Source organism: Luteolibacter sp., assembly GCF_039920825.1.
Taxonomy (GTDB): domain Bacteria; phylum Verrucomicrobiota; class Verrucomicrobiia; order Verrucomicrobiales; family Akkermansiaceae; genus Luteolibacter.
This window is the reverse complement of sequence record NZ_JBDSCX010000009.1, coordinates 72,679-91,668: the sequence shown is the minus strand read 5'-3', so window position 1 is coordinate 91,668 and position 18,990 is coordinate 72,679. Positions and strand designations below refer to the sequence as shown.

At 58.5% G+C, this 18,990-nt stretch carries 13 protein-coding genes; 6 read left to right on the top strand and 7 right to left on the bottom strand.

From position 1 onward, the window contains the following. Nucleotides 1–6,078, bottom strand: coding sequence for a DUF1800 family protein (locus ABIQ96_RS02240; protein ID WP_348212909.1), 6,078 nt, complete (start codon nt 6,076–6,078; stop codon nt 1–3). A 470-nt stretch (nt 6,079–6,548) separates the two neighbouring features. On the opposite strand from ABIQ96_RS02240, the gene ABIQ96_RS02235 reads away from it, so the two are divergent. Further along, nucleotides 6,549–6,974 (top strand): RNA-binding protein, encoded by a 426-nt coding sequence (locus ABIQ96_RS02235; protein ID WP_348212908.1) that lies wholly within the window; start codon nt 6,549–6,551, stop codon nt 6,972–6,974. Between the two features lie 106 nt (nt 6,975–7,080). Here ABIQ96_RS02235 and ABIQ96_RS02230 read toward each other — a convergent pair whose 3' ends face one another. The 5 genes from ABIQ96_RS02230 to ABIQ96_RS02210 form a co-directional block, all read right to left on the bottom strand. Further along, nucleotides 7,081–8,073, bottom strand: a complete 993-nt coding sequence (locus ABIQ96_RS02230; RefSeq protein ID WP_348212907.1) for a type II secretion system F family protein — start codon at nt 8,071–8,073, stop codon at nt 7,081–7,083. 187 nt (nt 8,074–8,260) lie between these two features. Further along, entirely contained in the window at nt 8,261–8,590 is a 330-nt protein-coding gene (locus ABIQ96_RS02225) for a hypothetical protein (RefSeq protein WP_348212906.1), read from the bottom strand. Nucleotides 8,591–8,686: 96 nt separating this feature from the next. Further along, nucleotides 8,687–9,220 (bottom strand): hypothetical protein, encoded by a 534-nt coding sequence (locus ABIQ96_RS02220; RefSeq protein ID WP_348212905.1) that lies wholly within the window; start codon nt 9,218–9,220, stop codon nt 8,687–8,689. An 11-nt stretch (nt 9,221–9,231) separates the two neighbouring features. Next, a complete protein-coding gene (locus tag ABIQ96_RS02215) occupies nt 9,232–9,765 on the bottom strand; it encodes a hypothetical protein (protein ID WP_348212904.1) in 534 nt (177 codons plus the stop codon). A gap of 77 nt (nt 9,766–9,842) precedes the next feature. Continuing rightward, entirely contained in the window at nt 9,843–11,846 is a 2,004-nt protein-coding gene (locus ABIQ96_RS02210; protein ID WP_348212903.1) for an alpha-amylase family glycosyl hydrolase, read from the bottom strand. Nucleotides 11,847–12,007: 161 nt separating this feature from the next. Between ABIQ96_RS02210 and ABIQ96_RS02205 the strand changes: the two genes are divergently transcribed. Together ABIQ96_RS02205 and ABIQ96_RS02200 are read left to right on the top strand one after the other, a co-directional pair. After that, complete coding sequence (locus tag ABIQ96_RS02205) at nt 12,008–12,613, top strand: archaemetzincin (RefSeq protein ID WP_348212902.1); 606 nt, start codon at nt 12,008–12,010, stop codon at nt 12,611–12,613. Nucleotides 12,614–12,710: 97 nt separating this feature from the next. After that, on the top strand, nt 12,711–13,319 hold the full coding sequence (locus tag ABIQ96_RS02200) for a 3'-5' exonuclease (protein ID WP_348212901.1): 609 nt from the start codon (nt 12,711–12,713) through the stop codon (nt 13,317–13,319). Here ABIQ96_RS02200 and ABIQ96_RS02195 read toward each other — a convergent pair. Beyond that, nucleotides 13,314–14,186: a rhamnogalacturonan acetylesterase gene (locus ABIQ96_RS02195; RefSeq protein WP_348212900.1), complete on the bottom strand. Its 873-nt coding sequence runs from the start codon at nt 14,184–14,186 to the stop codon at nt 13,314–13,316. The two genes, ABIQ96_RS02200 and ABIQ96_RS02195, sit on opposite strands and share 6 nt — an antisense overlap. A 99-nt stretch (nt 14,187–14,285) precedes the next feature. Here ABIQ96_RS02195 and ABIQ96_RS02190 point away from each other — a divergent pair, with 99 nt between their 5' ends. The 3 genes from ABIQ96_RS02190 to dnaN all read left to right on the top strand — a co-directional run bounded on the left by ABIQ96_RS02190 (nt 14,286) and on the right by dnaN (nt 18,927). Further along, entirely contained in the window at nt 14,286–15,950 is a 1,665-nt protein-coding gene (locus ABIQ96_RS02190) for a sodium:solute symporter (protein WP_348212899.1), read from the top strand. 227 nt (nt 15,951–16,177) lie between these two features. After that, nucleotides 16,178–17,737: a chromosomal replication initiator protein DnaA gene (dnaA, locus tag ABIQ96_RS02185; protein WP_348212898.1), complete on the top strand. Its 1,560-nt coding sequence runs from the start codon at nt 16,178–16,180 to the stop codon at nt 17,735–17,737. Nucleotides 17,738–17,829: 92 nt separating this feature from the next. Then, entirely contained in the window at nt 17,830–18,927 is a 1,098-nt protein-coding gene (gene dnaN, locus ABIQ96_RS02180; RefSeq protein WP_348212897.1) for a DNA polymerase III subunit beta, read from the top strand. The last annotated feature ends 63 nt before the right edge of the window (nt 18,928–18,990 follow it).

Genomic DNA, 18,990 nt, shown 5'->3' with positions numbered 1-18,990 from the left:
TTACTTTTGAATGGCGAACTCGGCGGACGTGACGATGAGATGGACGATGGCCCGGACGCGGTCGCGCATCTCGGTGTTCTTCGGTGTGGTGTAGGGAAGGCTCTTGGCGTAGTCGATGACCGTGGTCCGCGCGGCAGGAGTCAGGGTGGAGCCGGTGAGAAAAGTGCCAAGCGTGTCCACGAGACCCGGAATACCCGCGTCGTTTGTTAGGGGAGATGTCATGTAGGGCGAGAGATCCAGCGTGATGGCGTTGCTCTTGTAGCTGGAGTAACCGTTCGTATTTCCCGAACCAATGGCAGTGCTGGTGATGGCGTTGGTCAGGTTCATAGTGTTCGAGTCGTTGGAAAGTTGGAACTCCGGCGTGGTCATCCCAGCGGCGGCCATTGCTCCGGGATACTTGTAGTCCGGATAGAAGAAGTTGAAGACCGTAGTGGAGTTGATCGGCGTCTGGTTGAGATCGTTCTGGGTGTAGCTGATGTTCCAAGTGTTCATGGTGATATTGAGCGTGCCGTTGCGCGCCCACGGCGGGGCGACGAGCGGATAACCGACCATGCCACTGCCGCCTTGCGTGCCGTCGCTGATCACAGTCGGTGCCGCGATGCTGAAGATGGTAGGGCTGATAAAAGCAGTCACCGTGTAGATGCCGTCGGTGGCGCCGGTGGGTGTGTTCGTAGTGAGGAAATCGACCTGCACCGTGTCGTTGACGTTCAGGTTGTGATTTCCCGCCGTGTAGAAGGTGATCGTCGAAACCCCGCCGGTGGTGACGACCTTGTAGCCACCAGCGATTTTAGGAATGAGCACCTTGCCGCTGACGAGGCTCGCGGGGACGGCTGCCAGCGTCACATTGAAGGTAGTGCCGGTGGAGCTGTCGATGGTGTAGGTGCCGTCGATACCGATGCCTTGCAGCCCGCCGGTTGCGAATTTCAAATACAACTTTTGCCCCGCGACGTAGCCCGACGCAGTAACGGTGACGGTGGTGCCGACGACGTTGTAGTTCACGGAAGTGAGCGAAGTGCCGTCGACTGTGAAGTTGTAAGGCATCAACGTGTTTCCGCTGATGTTGGCGGTGAAGTTGGTGCCGAGGTTGATGACGAAGTTCGAAGGCGTGGCGGACTGCACGGTGTAGGTCTGCACCGTGTTGAACGTTCCGGTTGTGGATACCGTGCCGGAGGTGAATTGCAATTTCACGACGTCTCCCGCCTGATAGCCTGGCGCGTTGATGGTGACGAGGCTGGACGGGACCGCGACGCTGCCGATCACATTGTAAGTCGGGACGGTGTTCTTGACGGTGTAGGTTCCTTCCGTGGGGAGCTTGCTGCCGCCGGGAGTTAGATCGGTGAAGGTATCCAGATAGGCGGTCTCGTTTTCACCGAGGCGGTGGGGATTGGTGGTGGTGACCAGCATCTGTTGATAACCGAGTCCGCGATAGGTGGCTCCGGAAATCCCGATCGCGGGAAACGCCCGTGCCGGTCCGGTGATGCGGAGAACCGGTTCGCGCTGTTTGCCGAACTGTGGATCGGCGGCGGCTGCGGTGGAGCGTGCTTCGTAGTCGAGTAGGATGGCGCGAAAGACATCCTTCATGTCGCCGCGAACCCCGGTGCGGACGCCGTCGATGTTCTGCTCGCCATTGAAGGCGCGCACCACGCGGTGGATGTAGTCCGGCTTCGGATGACTCGTCACAAGTCGCTGGATGAGCTGGCGGCAGATGTAAGGTCCGGTGGCGGAGTTGTTAAGGATGTTGTCGAGGGTCACCTCGAGGTCGCGCAGGCCGTTGCGGTCATACATGTTAGTGATGACCATGTCCGTCAGCGGATCGGTGGCGGTGGCGCGGGCCTGCACGGTATAGACGGGAGCCAGGGGATTTGTTTCGTTGGTGCCGTCTGACTGGGTGGTGAAGGTGGCGGCCGGCAGAATGACGCTGTCCAACAGGATCTTGGTGCCGAGTTCGTGCTTCACGGGAACGAGAACCATGGGATCGAGGTAATTGTCAGCCGGGCTGAAACCGGTGGGGAGCCTGCTGCCGACCGGTTGGGCCCAGGTCCAGCCGGTGAAGACGCGGGCCATGCCGGTGATGACGCTCTGGTCGTAAGTCGGGACGGCGTTGCCCTTGGAATCGAGAACCAGCGTGCCGTTTGGCCAGACCCGATAGAGTCCGGCGGAGAAAAGCTGGAGGATTTCACGCGCGTAGTTTTCATTCGGATGGACACCGGTGACGATGCTGCCCGCGGAGTTGCCGCGCATGTCGAGATAGACGCCCATCGCCGGGCTGAGGGTGACCTGCTTGAGGATGTCGCGGAAATTCCCGAAACAGGAATCGAGCATCGTGTCATAGTAATCGCCGAGCACGCGGCCGTTGTTGTTCAGTGGGCCGACATCGGAAACGACGAGGATTTCACTGAGCGCGAAGGCGGCACGCTGCCGGAGCTGGTCGGGTGCGGTGACGGAGTTTTTCCACCATGAATTGAAAAGCACGACACTGCTGAACTGGTTGCCGGGATCGGTTCCGGGGTTGGCTAACAAATAGGGAATGTTGCGGGTCGGCGGAGTGGCGGTCCCATCCATCTGGGTGTCGATCCAAGCGCGATAGCCGCTTGTCTTGACCGTGTTCATGTCCGTTTGGGATGGACCGAAGGTCGTTTGGGAAAGAAAGCGTGAGTTCGCGGCGTCGCTGGTGGAATGGTCGTCGGTCCATGTTGGAGAGGCAGGGACGGCAGGCGCTGTCTGCGAGCCGGCGGTTTTTCCGAAAGTGCCCGAGAGTTCGCCGTCGGGATGATCGACGGTGGCGATGACGATGCGGACCTGGCCATTGTTCAGAGCAGTTAGATCGGCAGGTTGCATGTTCCAGGTGAATCCGCCGTCGGTGGTTTTCAGTGCCGGGTAGTTCTTGTCCTGGGCACCGAGGTCGAAAATGACCTGGTCCGCGCTGATATAGAGTTTCTTCGAAACCGCGCCGGAAGTGAGGCCGGAGTAGGTCAATTGGAGGACGGCGGTGCTGCCATTCACGCGGAGGAATGATCCGCCGGTACCGGTGATGTTGCCGAGGTCCGGAGCGCCTTGGAGGTTCGTAACATAAAGAGTGCCGGGGATGGTCGTGGTCGGCGGATTGTCCCACGAGGAAATCGCGTGGTTTGGAATGATTCCGCCGACGGCCGGTGTGGCGGGCGGGCAGCCGTTGGCGATCGGATTCGCGGTGTTGCCGGAAGGATCGAGGAACCAGGCGACGGATAGATGGTTGCCCGCCGCGCTGGTGCCGGTGTTGTGAAGCGCCTCGATGTAGTATTTCCTGCCCGCGACGAGGGTGAGCCACTGGGATTTCTGCGAGGGCTGGGCGTTCCAAGTGCGCGCCGGGGAATCAGTAACGAAGGCGCGGCGGACCTTGTTCACCGGTTCCGAGTCGTTTGAAATCCACAACTCCGCGGTGTTGCTGGCGGCGATCCAAAAGTAATAGTTTCCGCTAACAGGTGCGATGAAATAGCCGCGCAGGCGCTCGCCGGTGTTTGCGCCGTAAGTCGTGACGGCATCTTCGGCGAGGGCGACCGTATCGCTGGAGGATGGCGGCGAGGCCCACGGGACGTTTGCCAATCCTGGTCCGGTCACTCCCGAGGTCCACAGGTCGCGGGTCAGGACTCCTTCGGCGGCCTGCACTTCGAGGGTGATGACCGAGCTCCCGGAACCGGCGGCATTGGTCGTGGTGACGGTGAATTGATAGGTTCCCGCCGCAGGAGGGGTGCCGGTGAGCACGCCGTTGACAAGAGTCAACCACGGTGGCAGGCCGCTGGCGGTGATGGTTCCGCCGTTGCTGGTGGTGATTGGCAGGCTGATAGGAGAGCCCGATCCGAGAACATAAACGGGATTGGGCGGGCTTGTAATCGTAGGCTTGCCGGCAGGAGGGTTTCCACCGAGCGGAGTGCTTCCTGAGGTGGTCGGGAACAGGCGGCTGGTCGGGATGATTTGTTTCGCCTGATCATCGCTGTACCAGGAGAGGTGGGCTTCGCATGATCCGGTTGTTTCGTAATGTTCCAGCTTGATGTCGTAGAGCACGCCCGCCTGGAGACTGATCGAGCCAGTCTGGTCGCTTGTGGCATCAGCCCATTTGTCGATGATTAGTTGGTTGTTTACCCACAGCTTCGCGCCTTGATTGGCCTTCACGACGAAGAAGTAGGTCTCCGTGTATTGCGGCAGGACTTGTCCGGCCCATCGGCTGGAGAAATTGTTATGAAAGACCATGGGGTCCGGGGAGCCGGTTCCCCAATCACCCGCGCCGTTGCCTTCGTTGGTTCCGGCCTGTTCGAGTTGGATCCGGGCCTCAGGAATAGTGAAGGTTGGATTGTTATAGTAGGTGGCGGTCCAGGTGTTAGTGGTGGTGCCCGGTATGGTTGCGACTTTATCCACCCAAATATTCGCGCTGGGAATATTCGCGAATGCCTGGCCGCTCGGTTGCCACTGGAACTTGCATTTGGCGGAGCCGGTGGTTTCCACGAACTTGACGCGGATCGGGTAACGGTCTGCCTGTGTCGCGGGGATTTGCAGAGCGATGGGAGCACTGATCTTATAGCCACCGGTCGCTGGGCTGGTCCAGCCGTTCTGAAGGATTTCCTGATAACCATTGCCGTCGTTCAGATCTATCGAAACCTGTGCCTTGTCGTCCGCATCCAGACGGAAGAGATAATTCCCGGTGCTGGGAGGAGAGAGCATGCCGTCCCAAACAGCCGAGTAGTTGTCCACGTTCACATAGTTGTTACCATTCGGCGAGCCGTAGAGCCACGTGGAATCGATCAACGGGGTGAGGCGGACGACCGGCGGACTGAATCCCGCAATGACCGAAGTGGGAGTGCCCGTGCTGCTGGCAGCCGTCGTCCCCGTGATATTCACCGTGAACGTGTTGGCCGTGACGGGAGCGATGATCGTGTAGTTCCTGAGCGTGTTAAAAGGCGAGATATTCAGGGTCGACGAGGTGAACTGCAGACTGACTTGGTTTCCTGCGATCAAAGGGGTGGCGGGATTTCCGAAGTAAGTAACGACCGCGGTCCCGAAGTTGGTGCCGCTCTTGGTGTAGGCGTAAGTCGTCGCGACCTGATCGCCGAAGTTGAGGGTGCTGGCGTAAGTGGCGCTGGAGCCCGGATAGAAAGTTCCTGTTAGACCGTTGCCCGACGCACTGCCCGATGGATAGAGGGTCACGCCGGCGAAGGCGGGACTGCCCAGCGCGTAATTCCCCGAAGCACCGGCGGATTCGGGCGCGTTCGCAGTTAGAAAAACCGTGGCGCTGCTGGTGCGGCTGGCGTTGAAGAGCGGGGTGATTTTCAAATCGAGCGATTTGACTCCCGCGGGAAAGGTCACCGACGAGGGAAGTGGCGCGAAATCGACGCCCTCGACTGCGGAGCCGCTTTTCGTGAGGGGCAGGGTGATATCGCCTAACAACATGTGCCCGGATCGGGTGATGCGGATGACGGCGAAATCGCCGGCAGGTGTCGCGGCGTCGCCAGGCTGGGTTCCCGCGAGATCGACGGGAATCACGGTGATGACGTTCTGCGTCTGGAGATTGGAAGCGAGGGTGGTGTTGTTGAAACTTGATTGAGATCCGATCGGTGATCCGGCGGAGAGTCCGAGAACAATTTTCGCCCAATCGCTGACCATGTCGCCCTGGGTCGCCTGATCGGTCACGGAGAGGTGGAAAAATTTCCCCGCACTCTTCGGGACGACGAGTGTTTTGTTGGTGCCGTCTCCGGTGACACTGGACAGCGAACCCCGCGTCCATGCGCCTAACAACGAATCATTGCTTTCCACGCCGTAAAGTTTTCCCGGCACGGTGGGGAAGGTGAGCGAGAGCGAGGATGGATTGCCGTTGACGGAGGGCGGACGGAAATTCGGATCGGCAGGGAGCTTTTTGAACGGATTGGTTCCGGCGAGAAACTCGGCGCTATTTTTCACGCCATCGCCGTCGGCATCTTGGGAAAGCCAGCCGGTGTAGGGGGCCTGCTCGCTCATTTGCGCGTCGAGGACGCCGTATTTTTGTTTCCAGACCTGGCGGTTGATCTCGGCATCGAACTGGGCGGATGCGGAAACAGAAAGGCCGATCATTACCGATGAGATCAGGCAAAAAACACGAGGTGGGTTTGAAAAAGCGGACATGATACGGGATGCGGGATGTGCTTCTGGATGAAGCGGTGAACCGGAAAATCGGTTGAAACTCGGCAGTCGCGCGGCGCTGTCCTACGGGCTCGACATGTCGCGGATTTGCCTTCCGAGGCACTTAACGGACCACCGCACCGGGAAACCACAAGGGGTTTTTCCTAGTTCATGGAACATTAAAGTTCATATCCAATGACTATCTCGATCAGAGAAGTCAAATCGAAATCAAGCCTGCGGCTGCGACGTGATTGGTAATGAGCGGAATATAAATAAAATGAAATCTTGCCATTCGGTTTCGGCGCAGCCTATTGACACGTCGATTGAACGGCGAAAGTTAGTTTTCTCGCTCTTTGTTTGATCTGTGACGCCATGGTCGGAGGAAGTGTTGAATCAGCATGGCGTCATTAGAATTGAATCAAATGGACATTTACGTGGGCAATCTGCCTTACACCGCTACTGAAGGAGACGTCTCCGGCCTCTTCGCCGCTTTTGGACCTGTTGAACGGGTCAAAATCATCACCGACCGTGAAACCGGGCAATCCAAGGGATTTGCTTTCGTGACGCTCGGTGATCAATCCCAGTTGAACGCAGCCATCGAGGCTCTCAACGAATACGACTACAACGGTCGTGCTCTCCGCGTGAATGCTTCCGAGCCCAAGGAATCCCGTCCAAGTGGCGGCGGTGGTGGTGGCTACGGCGGCGGCGGTGGTGGCGGCGGCTACGGTGGCGGCGGCGGCGGCGGTGATCGTCGTGGCGGCGGTGGTGGCGGTGGCTACAAAGGCGGCGGTGGCGGCGGCGGTGATCGCCGTGGCGGCGGCGGTGGTGGTGGCGGCGGTCGCTGGTAATCCAGCGTTTCCCGCATCACGCGAAACTCTCAAAAGCGCCCGATCCTCTTCACAGGGGATCGGGCGTTTCTTTTTTGTTTTGAGAAGTTAGAAACCGGAAGGCGCTTCATTCCATCATGTGCTCCATCCCGCTGTAGTAGCCTGTGAAGAAACTCACGATCTTCCAGGCGACAAACATCATGATGAAAAAATACAGCACCTTGGGCACCATCACGCCCATGGTCTTGGCAGCGGATTCGGCATTGTCTTGAAATACTTTTGACCAACGGCCGAGATCCTTGTCCAAAGTACCGGCTTCCTCACCGGTCATGTAGGAGCGTGCGAACGCTTTGGGAAACGCGCCCTCGGCGACGAACTGAGGGCCGAGGGCATTGCCCTCCTTGGCCACTTGCGCGAGCCGTTTTCCCGCGATGCGGATGAGTGCGCTTTGGGATGCCTCGGCTGCGATGGCAGCTGTTTCGCTCATGGGAATTCCGGCGAGGACGCAGGAATGATAGACCCGGCAGAATCTCGCCATCGCCAGATTACGCCGGGTGTTTCCGATCCACGGAATGCGGTTGATCAGACGGTCGATGCCCGGTTTGTCAGGGGCCATTTTCAACACAGCGCGGATCACCATGAAGAGCACGAAGGCCGCCACATAAAGAACGATCAGGTTCACCACCAGACTCCCCAGCATTTGCGCGGGCGTCTGGGTCGCCTGCATTAAGGCCATCGGGATGGTCCCGATGATGACTCCTAGATGGAGGATGATGATCGGATAGATCATCCCCTGTATCATTTCGCGGCGGGCGGAAGCCAGCATGCCGAAGTAGTCGGCCAGGTGCTGGAACGCGGGGGCCAGTTTTCCACCGCGTTCACCGGCTCCGATGATGCTGCGCTCCAGCCCGCTGATCGACTTGGTGTCCTTGCCGAAGGCGGTCGCGATGGTTTCTCCGGATTCCAAGCCGTGATTCAGATCCTTGAGCAATGCCGCTTGTTGCGCCGGAAGTTGCGTGTCCATCAGCACCGCCGCCGCCTTGCGGATGTCGAATCCCGCCTCCAGCAGCTTGGCCATTTCAGAATAGAAAAGATGCTTGTGGGTGGCGTTCGGCGTCATGGGTTGATGTATCCTTAGCCGCGACCTTGCAATGCTCCAAGTTTCATTTGGAGGAAACGACCGGTTCCGCGAAGTCCCTTGCTAGAATATCCGGAGAAACCGCGGACATGGATTTAATGGGGACTGCCGGCCGTCCCGTTTCATCCGCCTGACCGTGAGTCAGTAGCTGGTAGTTTCAGAAAACCGCTCACGCCTTTTTCGCCAGCATCTTGACCTTCGCCCGGCGGTAATCCCAGACGTGGAGCCACGGGTGCATTCCATGTTCGTCCGTCGCGTAGTAGGCGGACGCAGCTATGCCCGCAAACCACATGGCAGGAACCACGATGAGAGCGAGTCCGAGCGTGGCGATGCCGAGCCACAGGGCGATGAACACCATCAACACGTTCCCGGCGGTCATGATGCCGAGCCCGGACATATAATGATGTTTGTAGAGATGGCCCAATCCGGGAACCACACTCAATAAGGCCGCGACTTTGTTGCGGTCCACTTCCTTCCATGCGTCAAAGAATTCTTTCATAGGACAATAGGAGTTTTTAATACACCTACATATTCCCACCTTCGTTTGGCAGAAGCAATCAGGAAATCGGCCGGGGTGCCGGAGAAATCCCGAACTTCAGGAATTCCGTTCCCGCTCGATGCGGTCGATCAATTGTTGCCGCCGGGATTCATAATCACTTTGGTGGTTCCTGTAGGCTCCCGCTTTCGCCGTGCCGTTGACCATGTTGAAAACGGCGACGCCGATGAAAACGAGGCCGAAAAGCGGGAAGAAGCCGGGGGCTCCGATTGAAGCCGCCATGCTGATCCAAAAAATCCCGAAAACGATCGCGATCATGCCGCCGATCATGGAACCGGCGGACGAGGGCTCGGAGACGTTGCCGTGTTTGTTTCTAACAAGAAGCGTTTCCCGCCGGTTGTCCCATTCACGGTCCAGGCGTTCGAGGTCGTTCTGGAGCTCGAGCACCTTGACCTTGTTGACGAGCTGGTCGGTGGTCTTCTCGATCTTATCGAGCTGCCGCGTGTGCGTGACCGTGGAGTCATGCACGACCTCGAGCCGGGCGTTGCAATAGTTACAGGTGACGAAACGAATCGACTCGTCGATCTGCAGATCGGCCCCGCAACCCTGACAGCAGACTTTGGTGATTTTCATAGCGTGATCGTTCATGCCTTCATGGCTTGGTCCAACTGCTGCAACAAACCCTTTCTGGCGGTTTCGTAACGGTATTTCTGGAGCTGGAAATGCTCCGCCTTCCAGTGACCGTGCCGCATGATGTAGAAGGAAACGCCGATGGCGAAGATGCCGATGCAAATGCCTATCAGCGGTTGCGGCCCCGCGAAACCGACTGCGATGAATGCGATGCCCGCCAGGAAACCGATGATTCCATTTGCGATGGCCATCCCGGTTTTTGGTTCCATGATTTCTCCGTTTTCAGATTTGGTCGAAACCGATTGGCGGAACTTCTCCCATTCCCGGTCGAGCTGTTCCACATGATTTTGGAGTTCGATGACCTTGACCCTTTTGCCGATCTGATCCGTGGTCTGCTCGATTTTGTCCAGTCGCTTGGTATGCGTCACCGTGTCTTCATGCACGACTTCGAGCCGGGCGTTGCAATAGTTGCAGGTGACAAAACGAATCGACTCGTCGATTTGGAGATCGGCTCCGCAACCCTGACAGCAGACTTTGGTGACTTTCATTCGTTGTCTCGGGCTATTAACACGAAACGTTCACCCGCGGCGATTGGGAATCGTGGGGAAAATTACACCCGTTACGTTCAGGCGGGAGGACCTTGCCGCTTCGCGAAAACGAGTCCGCTGCGCGACGGCGTGTAAACCTTCATCACGCCGTGTTCATCCACCGGATAGTCGAAGGCGTGATCGATCCTGCCATGACCGCCGGTGATGACGGTGTCGGTGTCTAACACAAGTTCGCGGGTTTCCAAACCGGGGACGTGGATCGGGTAACCGAACACGGAGTTTCCGACAGAGAAGTTGAAGACGAAGATCAGATTCGCCCGTTCAGCGACGATGATTTTCTGACCATTGTCGATATAGAGGTTCTGTGCGGGCGGAGTGGTGAGGAGATTGGTATTTTTCGCGAACTCCATCAGCTCGCGATCAAACTCCGCCAGCCAGCCGTATTTCAAATCGGGATTGTCCACCAGCGACCATTGGCGGCGGCAATAGTGATAGGACCAGCCGTTGCCCTCGCGCGGGAAATCGAGCCATTCGGGATGGCCGAATTCGTTGCCCATGAATGTCAGCCAGCCCTCGCCCCCTAACACCAGCGTGACGAGGCGGATCAACTTGTGCATGGCGATGCCGCGCTCGATGACCGGGTTCGGATCCTTCTTGCCCATGTGCCAGTACATGTCCTTGTCCATCAGCCAGAAGGCCAGCGTCTTGTCGCCGACGAGGGCCTGGTCGTGGCTCTCGGCGTAGGCGATGGTGGCCTCGCCGTGGCGCCTGTTAGCGAGGATACCCCATAGCTCGCCCATGTCCCAGTCCTCGTCGCGGCTGTGCTTGAGCAGCTTGATCCAGTAGTCCGGGATGCCCATGGCGAGGCGGAAGGAAAAGCCGACCCCGCCGTCTGCGATCGGGCGGCAGAGGCCGGGCATGCCGGACATGTCTTCGCCGATGGAAATGGCACCGGGCTTGATTTCCTGGATCAGCTTGTTCGCGAGTTTCAGATAGAGGATGGCGTTCTCGTCCGCGTCGCCGCCGAAGTAGTCGTCGTAGCTGCCGAAGGATTTCATCCCGCGGGAGTAATAAAGCATCGAGGTCACCCCATCGAAGCGGAAGCCGTCGAAGCGGAATTCCTCCAGCCAGTAGCGAATGTTGGATAAAAGGAACTGCCGCACTTCCGGACGGCCGTAGTCGAAGCATTTCGAGTCCCAGCCCGGATGATCACCGAGCGGGCCGTCATGGAAATACTGGTGGCCGGAACCGTCGAAGTTGTTGAGTCCTTCCGCCATGTTTTTCACGGCGTGCGAGTGGACGACGTCTAGCAGCACCGCGATCCCCAGGCCGTGCGCCGAGTCGATGAGATATTTCAAATCCTCCGGCGTGCCGAAGCGCGAGCACGGAGCGAAGAACGACGAGACGTGATAGCCGAAGGAACCGTAATAAGGATGCTCCTGCACGGCCATCATTTGCAGGGTGTTGTAGCCGAGTTTCGAGATCCGGGGCAAAACGGTATCCGCGAATTCCCGATAGGTGTGCACCCGCGGCTCTTCACCACCCATGCCGACATGCGATTCGTAAATCAACGGCGCGGTAATCGTCGCCGGATCGAACTCGTTTTTCCAAACGTACGGTTTCGGCGTGTTCCAGATCTGCCCGCAGTAATCGTGCGTCGTAGGATCCTGCACCGCGCGGCGGATGCACGCCGGAATGCGGTCGCGCCGCGAACCGTCCGCGCCGACGATGTGGAGCTTCACCTTCTGCCCGTGGACAAGCGCGTCGCCCGGCAGTTCGAGTTTCCAAACTCCGCTGTCCGATCCCGTGAGCGGATGCGAATCGCGGTTCCAGTTGTTGAAATCGCCGATCAGTGAAACCGCCTGTGCTGCCGGAGCCCACTCGCGGACCGTCCAGGTGTTAGTCGTCGGATGGAAATGAATGCCAACATATTTATGGCCAGTGGCATACGTGGCGAGTGATTTTGAACTGCTTTCGATGGCGGCGAGCGCATCATCAAACTGCCGCATCCGCCGCTCGATGGCACCTTGTTGGGGTTCAAGCCAGGGATCGTCTTGGACAAGCTTTGGTTTCTCCGTCATTGCGCTTCAAGATGAAGAGTCTTGTTCGCATCGAAAAGGCAAATCCGCTCGATTCCGGGAGGTCGTATGGAAAATCCGCAGGGCCGTTCCGGTCTCCGTCTGGGTTGGCTCGGGTTAAACCGATTCGTCGCTCGCACTCTCCAAGGAATTCGGATATGCCGATGAGGATGAAGATCTTCGGCGTGTCGTTTTTGTACTTGTGGTCGCTGATTTCGGGAGTGCTCGCCGACCCTCCGCCGGTGGTGGCGATTCAGCCGTTAGGTCCGGTGAAACAAGCGGATGTCCAACGGGTGCAAGCTGGAATCGAGGCGCTTTACGCGGTCAGCGTCGAGGTCCTGCCGGAGAAGCCGCTGCCGAAGTCCGCTTATTATCCACCGCGAGATCGCTACAAGGCGGATGGCATCATCGAAGTGCTGGCTGCGGAAGCTGCGCCGCGGATCAGCAAGGTCATCGGTTTCACCGCCCGCGATATTTCGACAACGAATGATGAAGGCAAGGACTGGGGAATCTTCGGGCTTGGCCAACTGGGCGGCAGGGCCTGCGTGATTTCCACTTTCCGCCTGAGGGCCGGCAAGGCCGACGCAAAGCTTTTCCAAGCCCGCTTGGTCAAGGTGGTGAATCACGAACTCGGACACACCTTCGGACTCGATCATTGCCCGACCGCAGGCTGCTTCATGCAGGACGCCGTTGGAAAAATCGCCACGGTCGATGGTGAATCCGGCAAACCCTGCGCAGAGTGTGCCGCGCGCCTTCCCTTGGTAAAATGACGACCTGCGAATTTCTAACTAATGGAGGCTTGATCCCGCGCCGCTTCGCGTGGATGATCGGCAAATCCGAAGCAAAGCCCCCCGGCCCCTTCTCCCCATGAACTCTCCAGACACACCGCCCACGAAAGATGAAATCGCCGCCATGGAACTTTTCTCCGGGCTCGGGCTTGGAGAAATTTTCGTGGTGACCAACGCGGAGCAGGCGGAAATCGCCAGAGCTGAACTGATGGCCGCCGGTTTCGTGGGATTCGATACCGAGTCGAAGCCGACCTTCCACAAAGGCCAGAAATCCGAAGGCCCGCACGTGCTGCAGTTTTCGACCCGGGAAAAGGCCTTCATTTTCCAATCGCACGTCACCGAGAGCGAAATCGCGGTCGTCTCGTTGCTGCGGTCGCCGAAACTCACCAAAATCGGCTTCGGCCTGAAAGGGGATCTCCAACAGATTTTCGATCGCTACGGATTCCGCCCCGCCGCCCTCGTGGACCTCGACAAATCCTTCAAGGCTCTTGGCTACCGGAACTCGCTCGGCGCGAAGTCCGCGATCGCGGTTCTCTTCAACCGGAAGTTTCCGAAATCGAAATCCGTCACCATGTCAAACTGGTCGCTGCCCCGTCTGTCCGACTCGCAGTTGATCTACGCCGCGAACGACGCCTACGCCGCAATCCGGGTCTATCATGAGTTGCAGAACGGTCAGGACCGCTCATGAAGCAGGAACTTCCTTTCCCGCCGCATTCAGATAGATATCCAGCGGCGCGGTGGGGATGGAGCGGAGGCCGGAGACGACTTGTTTCGCGTTGAAGAGCGAGCCGGTGGCGCTGGTGTGGGTGCCTTTGTCGGCGAAGTAGCTTTTGATCGTTTCCTGATCGAGTTTGTCGTAGGCGTTGCCGATGCGTTCCGCCAGATCGAGATAGATGGCGTGTTCGGATTTCGCGCAGGCCTCGACATAGCCACGATATTCTTTCCAGTCGTGGACGGATTTCCCGTCGCGGTCGAATTTCATGTGGGGCACCGGCGAGCAGAGGATGACCTTGGCTTTTTTCTCCCGCGCGGTGCGGGCCATTTCCTTCAGATACCAACCGTAGCTGTGGACTTCCTCGATCGTGCCGTCGGGCTTGGCGACTTTTTCGGTCCCGTCGCCGATGCCTTTCACCGAGCCGCGGAATTTCCCTTTTTCATCCAGCGCGCCGACGTCGTTGTGGCCGAACTGGATGATGACGAAATCGCCGGGCTTGATGCCGTCGAGGATTTCCTTCCAGCGGCCTTCGGTGAAAAACGTGCGCGACGAACGGCCGCCGATGGCGCGGTTGACGACGTTGATTTTCTTCGGATCGAAAAACGTGCCAAGGTCCTGGCCCCAGCCGCGCAGGGGAGCGTTCGAGCGGAGCGTCGAATCGCCGGCGATCCAGAGCGTGGGCAGGTTGTTTTTCGCGACATTTTCCTTCGGCGCGTCCTTGTCGCTGACGATGGGGCGGTCGTCTTCGGCGCACACCGGCAGCAGGCCGAGGGCAAGCAAGCCGCTGAACAGGACGATCAAGCCGCGGCGGGAACAGGCATTTGAAAAAGGGTTTTTCATGGATCAATTCAAGGGCAGGGTGTCGGACGCGTCCATCACACGTTCGGGTAGCTTAGCCATTGAAACTTGGGGCTTGGAAGGAGGAATACGGGCCGTAGCATGCGGCGCATGTCGGCACTGGGGTTTGATCTCGTCATCATCGGAGTTTATTTCGCGATCATCATCGGCATCGGGTGGCATTTCAGCCGCCGGAACAACAATGTCGCGGATTTCGCACTCGGCGGCCGGTCGATCCCGTGGTGGGCGGTGCTGGCGTCGATCCTCGCCTCGGAAATCAGCGCGGGCACGTTTTTCGGCACGCCGGGCGAGGGCTTCCGGCTGCGGAATTACACCTACGCGCAGTTGATGATGGGCTACCTGATGGCGCGGGTCATCGTCAGCGCGGTGTTTATCCCGGCGTTTTACAAACACAACGTGGTGAGTATTTACGAGTTTCTCGAAATCCGCTTCGGCCCGCGGACGCGGAGTGTGGCGAGCGTGATTTTCCTGGTAACCCGCTCGCTGGCCAGTGGTTCGAGGCTGTGGGTGCCGACACTGCTGATGGTGGTGATCTGGAATCAGATGAATCCCGGGCAGACGTTGGGAAATTGGCAGCAGTTCTGGGTCACCGGCGGGGCGCTGATTCTGATCACGATTCTAACGGCCGCCTACACCGCGATCGGCGGGATCAAGGCGGTGATCTGGACGGACGTGTTGCAAATCGCGGTGCTGTTCGGCGCGCTCGGGTTTTCCGTCTGGTATCTTCTTGGCCACATTCCCGGTGGCTGGGAGGGGGCGAAATCGCATCTCACGGGGCCTCACGATCTGAAGCTCTGGGAATGGAAGGGGGATGTGCCGGCGACTCCGAAATTCGTTGCTAAATATGGTGCCACGTGGGGTGGCATCAAGAGTCTGTTGGAAAGCGAATACTCGGTGTGGGCGGCGTTGTTCGGCTCGTTGTTTGTAACGCTTGCAACCCATGGCACCGATCAGGACATGGTCCAGCGGATGCTCACCGCGAAGAACAAGCGCCAGAGCGCGGTGGCCACGATTCTATCAGGACTGGCCGACATCCCGGTGACGTTCGCCGTTCTAACCATCGGAATCCTGCTTTCGGTTTACTACGGCAACGTAGTCCATGATCAGCTGTTGCCGATGACACCGAAGGGCACTCCGGACAACACACGGATTTTCCCCTTTTTCGTGGTGAACGTGATGCCCGGCGGGCTCCGCGGGCTGGTCGTCGCCGGCGTGCTCGCCACGACAATGGGTTCGCTCGGCACGGCGATGAATTCTCTCGCAACCAGTTATTCGCGCGATTTCCATTTCCGCTGGTTCAAGACGCCTCAGGATGATCACGCGCGGGTGCGGATCATCAAGCTCAGCACCGTGGCCTTCGCCTTCGTGCTGATCCTGGTGGGACTGCTGACGGCGTTGGTGAAGGCCCACAATCCAAGTCTCAGCATCATCGGCATCATCCTTGGCAGCTTCGGCTACACGTACGGATCGCTGCTGGGAATTTTCATCGTCGGACTGTTCACGAAAACACGTGGCAGCGAGACAGGCAACGTGATTGCGATGTTTGCGGGCATCGTCGCTGTCGCTTATCTGAGCGACCTTCCCAACGAAGTTTGGAAAATGGTGAGGGGCAAGGAACTCTACACAAATTTCGACTGGATGCCGACGATCGAATTCACCTGGCGTGTTCTTGCGGGCACCTTGGTGACTGTCTCTGTGGCCCTTTGTTTCAAGGGTTCGCGCGAGTCCGCCACCCTCGCCCGCTGAATCTCAAAGACTCAATTCACAAGCGTCACGAACGCAGGCCGACGGTTTCGAAATATAACGGAATTGTCACATGCGAGTGACTGGATTTCAAACGGATCCGCCGATCGCAATGTGACGACCTCGTTGATGCTTCGGGAATGTGAAGTAAATCGGCTGGCAAGTTTTTAAAAAAACCGATCCGTGGAACCCTTGTGGAATACGGCTCCTCACGATCAAATGTTAGATGTATGCGAAAACACTTTCCCGGATCCATTCAGGCTGTCCATGTTTCCCACCTCGCCGCACGGCGCAACTCGGGGGAGTGCGTGGCAGACGGCAACCCAGAAATTTTCAAAAAAGACAGATCGACAATGGAACCGGAGGAATTGGTGGAGCGGGAAATGGCGGATAGGGATGGGGAATTGTCTTCGGAAATCGGAGGATGGGACGATGTTCGCGGCGTCTTGCAAACCATGGTTAGCCGTGACGCATTCCAACGTTGGTTCGGTGCCGCACGCTGGCTCGGAGTCGAGGACGATGTGGCTTCGATCGCGGTGCCGGGCGAAATCCATCAGGTGTGGATCGAGACGAACTACCTGCCTGAGCTGACGATGGCGGTGACCGGAATCTTTGACGACGTTCGCGATGTCAGGGTGGTGGTCAGCGAAGACACCGCGGTTTCTAACGAAAGTCCCGACGGCGCTGTCGTCCATCAGATTTCATCACCTGCGCGTCCCACCAAGGCCGCCGCGCTCGAAGGCGAGGCGCTCGACCGCCGCACCAAGGCCGCCGGACTCAATCCGGCGCACACGTTCGCCAGCTTCGTCGTCGGAGCTAACAGCCAGTTCGCCCACGCCGCCTGCGAGTCGGTCGCGACGAAAACCGGCATCGGTTATAATCCGCTTTTCATCTACGGCGGCCCCGGTCTCGGCAAGACCCACCTCATGCAGGCCATCGGCCATGAGATCCTCCGCCGCCAGCCCGGATCGCGCGTCATCTATCTGACTTGTGAGAAATTCACCAACGAGTTCATCGACGCCATCCGCAAGGGCGACATCGAAAAATTCCGCCGCCGCTACCGCAGCTCGGATGTCCTGCTCATCGACGACGTGCAGTTCCTTGGTGGCAAGGACCGCTCGCAGGAGGAGTTTTTCCACACCTTCAACACCCTGCTCGACGGCCGCAACCAGGTCGTCCTCACCTGCGATCGCCCGGCTTGCGAGATCAAGAGTCTCGAGCCCCGGTTGATTTCCCGCTTCGAGTGCGGCCTCACCGTCGAGATGCAGCCGCCGCTGATGGAGACCCGGATGGCGATTCTCAAGAAAAAGGCGATGGACTGGAAAGTCCGCGTCGATGAATCCATCCTCACCTTCCTCGCCGAGAAAATCCGCACCAACGTCCGCCGTCTCGAGGGCGCGCTCATGCGGGTCGCCACCTACGCTTCTTTGGCCGGCGAAAGCGTGACCGTCGAGAAGGTCGAGCACCTGCTCAAGGACCTGATCCGCGAGGAGGCCAGCCGCCAAGTCAGCATTGATTCCATTCAGAAGGCCGTGGCCGAACATTTCGACGTCCGCCTTGCCGACATGACCAGTCGCCGCCGGCCCGCGAGCATCGCGTTTCCCCGGCAGATCGCCATGTATTTGAGCCGCTCGCTGACCAAGGGTTCGCTGATGGAAATCGGCGAGGCTTTCGGTGGCCGCGACCATGGAACGGTCATCCACGCCTGCAAGAAAGTTGGCGAGCGGATCACTGACGAGCCCGGATTGAAGGAAAGCATCGCCCGCATCGAGTCCCAGCTCCGGCGCTGATTGGCAGACTGTTTCGGGATTGTTCACAAAAGCTTGCCAAGGGGCATCGAAAGCGGAAACTGCCACGCAACAACACCCCCGTTATTGCATTTATGAAGTTCCGCATCTCCAAGGAAGCCTTTCTCGACGGCCTGCAAAAGGTCCAACATGTGGTTAGCTCCCGCACCACACTGCCCATCCTTTCCAACGTCCTGTTGGTCGCCAAGGATGGCCGCATCCAGTTCACCACCACGGACTTGGATGTCGGAATCACTGGCTCCGTGGAGGCCCAGATCGAAAAGGAAGGCGCGACCACGCTGCCTGCCAAGCGCCTTGTGAGCATCATCCGCGAACTGCCTTCCAGCGAGGTCGAAGTCTCCGTCGATGCGAAAAACCACGCGTCCATCCGCAGCGGCCCGTCGTTCTTCAAAATCATCGGTTTGGGAGAAGCAGAGTTCCCGCCGCTCCCCGATTTCGAGGGTGCCAAGGTCTTCAAAATCCCGCAGGCCACCCTGCGCGATGGACTCAAGAAAACCTCCTACGCCATCTCTACCGACGAGACGCGCTACGTTCTCAACGGCATCTTCACTTCTTTCCGCGACGGCAAAATGACGCTCGTTGCCACTGACGGCCGCCGCCTCGCGATGGTCGATGCCGATCTTGAATTCCCCGCCTCCCACGAAACGGATGTCATCATCCCGACCAAGGCCGTGCAGGAACTCCAGCGCCTGTTAGGCGATGCCGGTGAGGTCGTCGTCAAACTCAGCGATAGCCAGATTTCCTTCACCGTCGGCGACAGCCTGCTTGCCAGCAAACTCATCGAAGGCAACTACCCGAATTACCGCCAGGTCATCCCGGGCGACAGCAACGAGCGCGTTGTCATCGGCCGCGAGGCGCTGCTTGAAACCGTCCGCCGCGTTTCGCTGCTCTCTTCCGACAAGTCGAACTCGGTGAAACTTGTCTTCAGCGAGAACCACATCGAAGTCACCGCCAACTCGCCGGATGTCGGTGAAGCACAGGAATCGATGGACGTGATCTATCAGGGGCCTCCAATGCAGATCGCTTTCAACCCGGAGTTCCTTCAAGCCCCGCTCCGCGCCCTCGACAGCGCCGATGTCTATCTCGACCTGATCGACGAAATGAGCCCCGGCGTCCTCCGCATCGAAGGCACTTTCCTCTATGTCCTCATGCCGATGCGCGTGACGAACTGAGTTGAAATCCAACTCGGCCCTTCTTAAACCGCCCGTCGAAAGACGGGCGGTTTTTTTGTGCCA

What these genes read in the sequence shown, in the direction of transcription:
- ABIQ96_RS02240 (WP_348212909.1), bottom strand. Translation starts at nt 6,078, where the DNA reads ATGATCGGCCTTTCTGTTTCCGCATCCGCCCAGTTCGATGCCGAGATC.
- ABIQ96_RS02235 (WP_348212908.1), top strand. Translation starts at nt 6,549, where the DNA reads ATGGACATTTACGTGGGCAATCTGCCTTACACCGCTACTGAAGGAGAC.
- ABIQ96_RS02230 (WP_348212907.1), bottom strand. Translation starts at nt 8,073, where the DNA reads ATGACGCCGAACGCCACCCACAAGCATCTTTTCTATTCTGAAATGGCC.
- ABIQ96_RS02225 (WP_348212906.1), bottom strand. Translation starts at nt 8,590, where the DNA reads ATGAAAGAATTCTTTGACGCATGGAAGGAAGTGGACCGCAACAAAGTC.
- ABIQ96_RS02220 (WP_348212905.1), bottom strand. Translation starts at nt 9,220, where the DNA reads ATGAAAATCACCAAAGTCTGCTGTCAGGGTTGCGGGGCCGATCTGCAG.
- ABIQ96_RS02215 (WP_348212904.1), bottom strand. Translation starts at nt 9,765, where the DNA reads ATGAAAGTCACCAAAGTCTGCTGTCAGGGTTGCGGAGCCGATCTCCAA.
- ABIQ96_RS02210 (WP_348212903.1), bottom strand. Translation starts at nt 11,846, where the DNA reads ATGACGGAGAAACCAAAGCTTGTCCAAGACGATCCCTGGCTTGAACCC.
- ABIQ96_RS02205 (WP_348212902.1), top strand. Translation starts at nt 12,008, where the DNA reads ATGAGGATGAAGATCTTCGGCGTGTCGTTTTTGTACTTGTGGTCGCTG.
- ABIQ96_RS02200 (WP_348212901.1), top strand. Translation starts at nt 12,711, where the DNA reads ATGAACTCTCCAGACACACCGCCCACGAAAGATGAAATCGCCGCCATG.
- ABIQ96_RS02195 (WP_348212900.1), bottom strand. Translation starts at nt 14,186, where the DNA reads ATGAAAAACCCTTTTTCAAATGCCTGTTCCCGCCGCGGCTTGATCGTC.
- ABIQ96_RS02190 (WP_348212899.1), top strand. Translation starts at nt 14,286, where the DNA reads ATGCGGCGCATGTCGGCACTGGGGTTTGATCTCGTCATCATCGGAGTT.
- dnaA (WP_348212898.1), top strand. Translation starts at nt 16,178, where the DNA reads ATGCGAAAACACTTTCCCGGATCCATTCAGGCTGTCCATGTTTCCCAC.
- dnaN (WP_348212897.1), top strand. Translation starts at nt 17,830, where the DNA reads ATGAAGTTCCGCATCTCCAAGGAAGCCTTTCTCGACGGCCTGCAAAAG.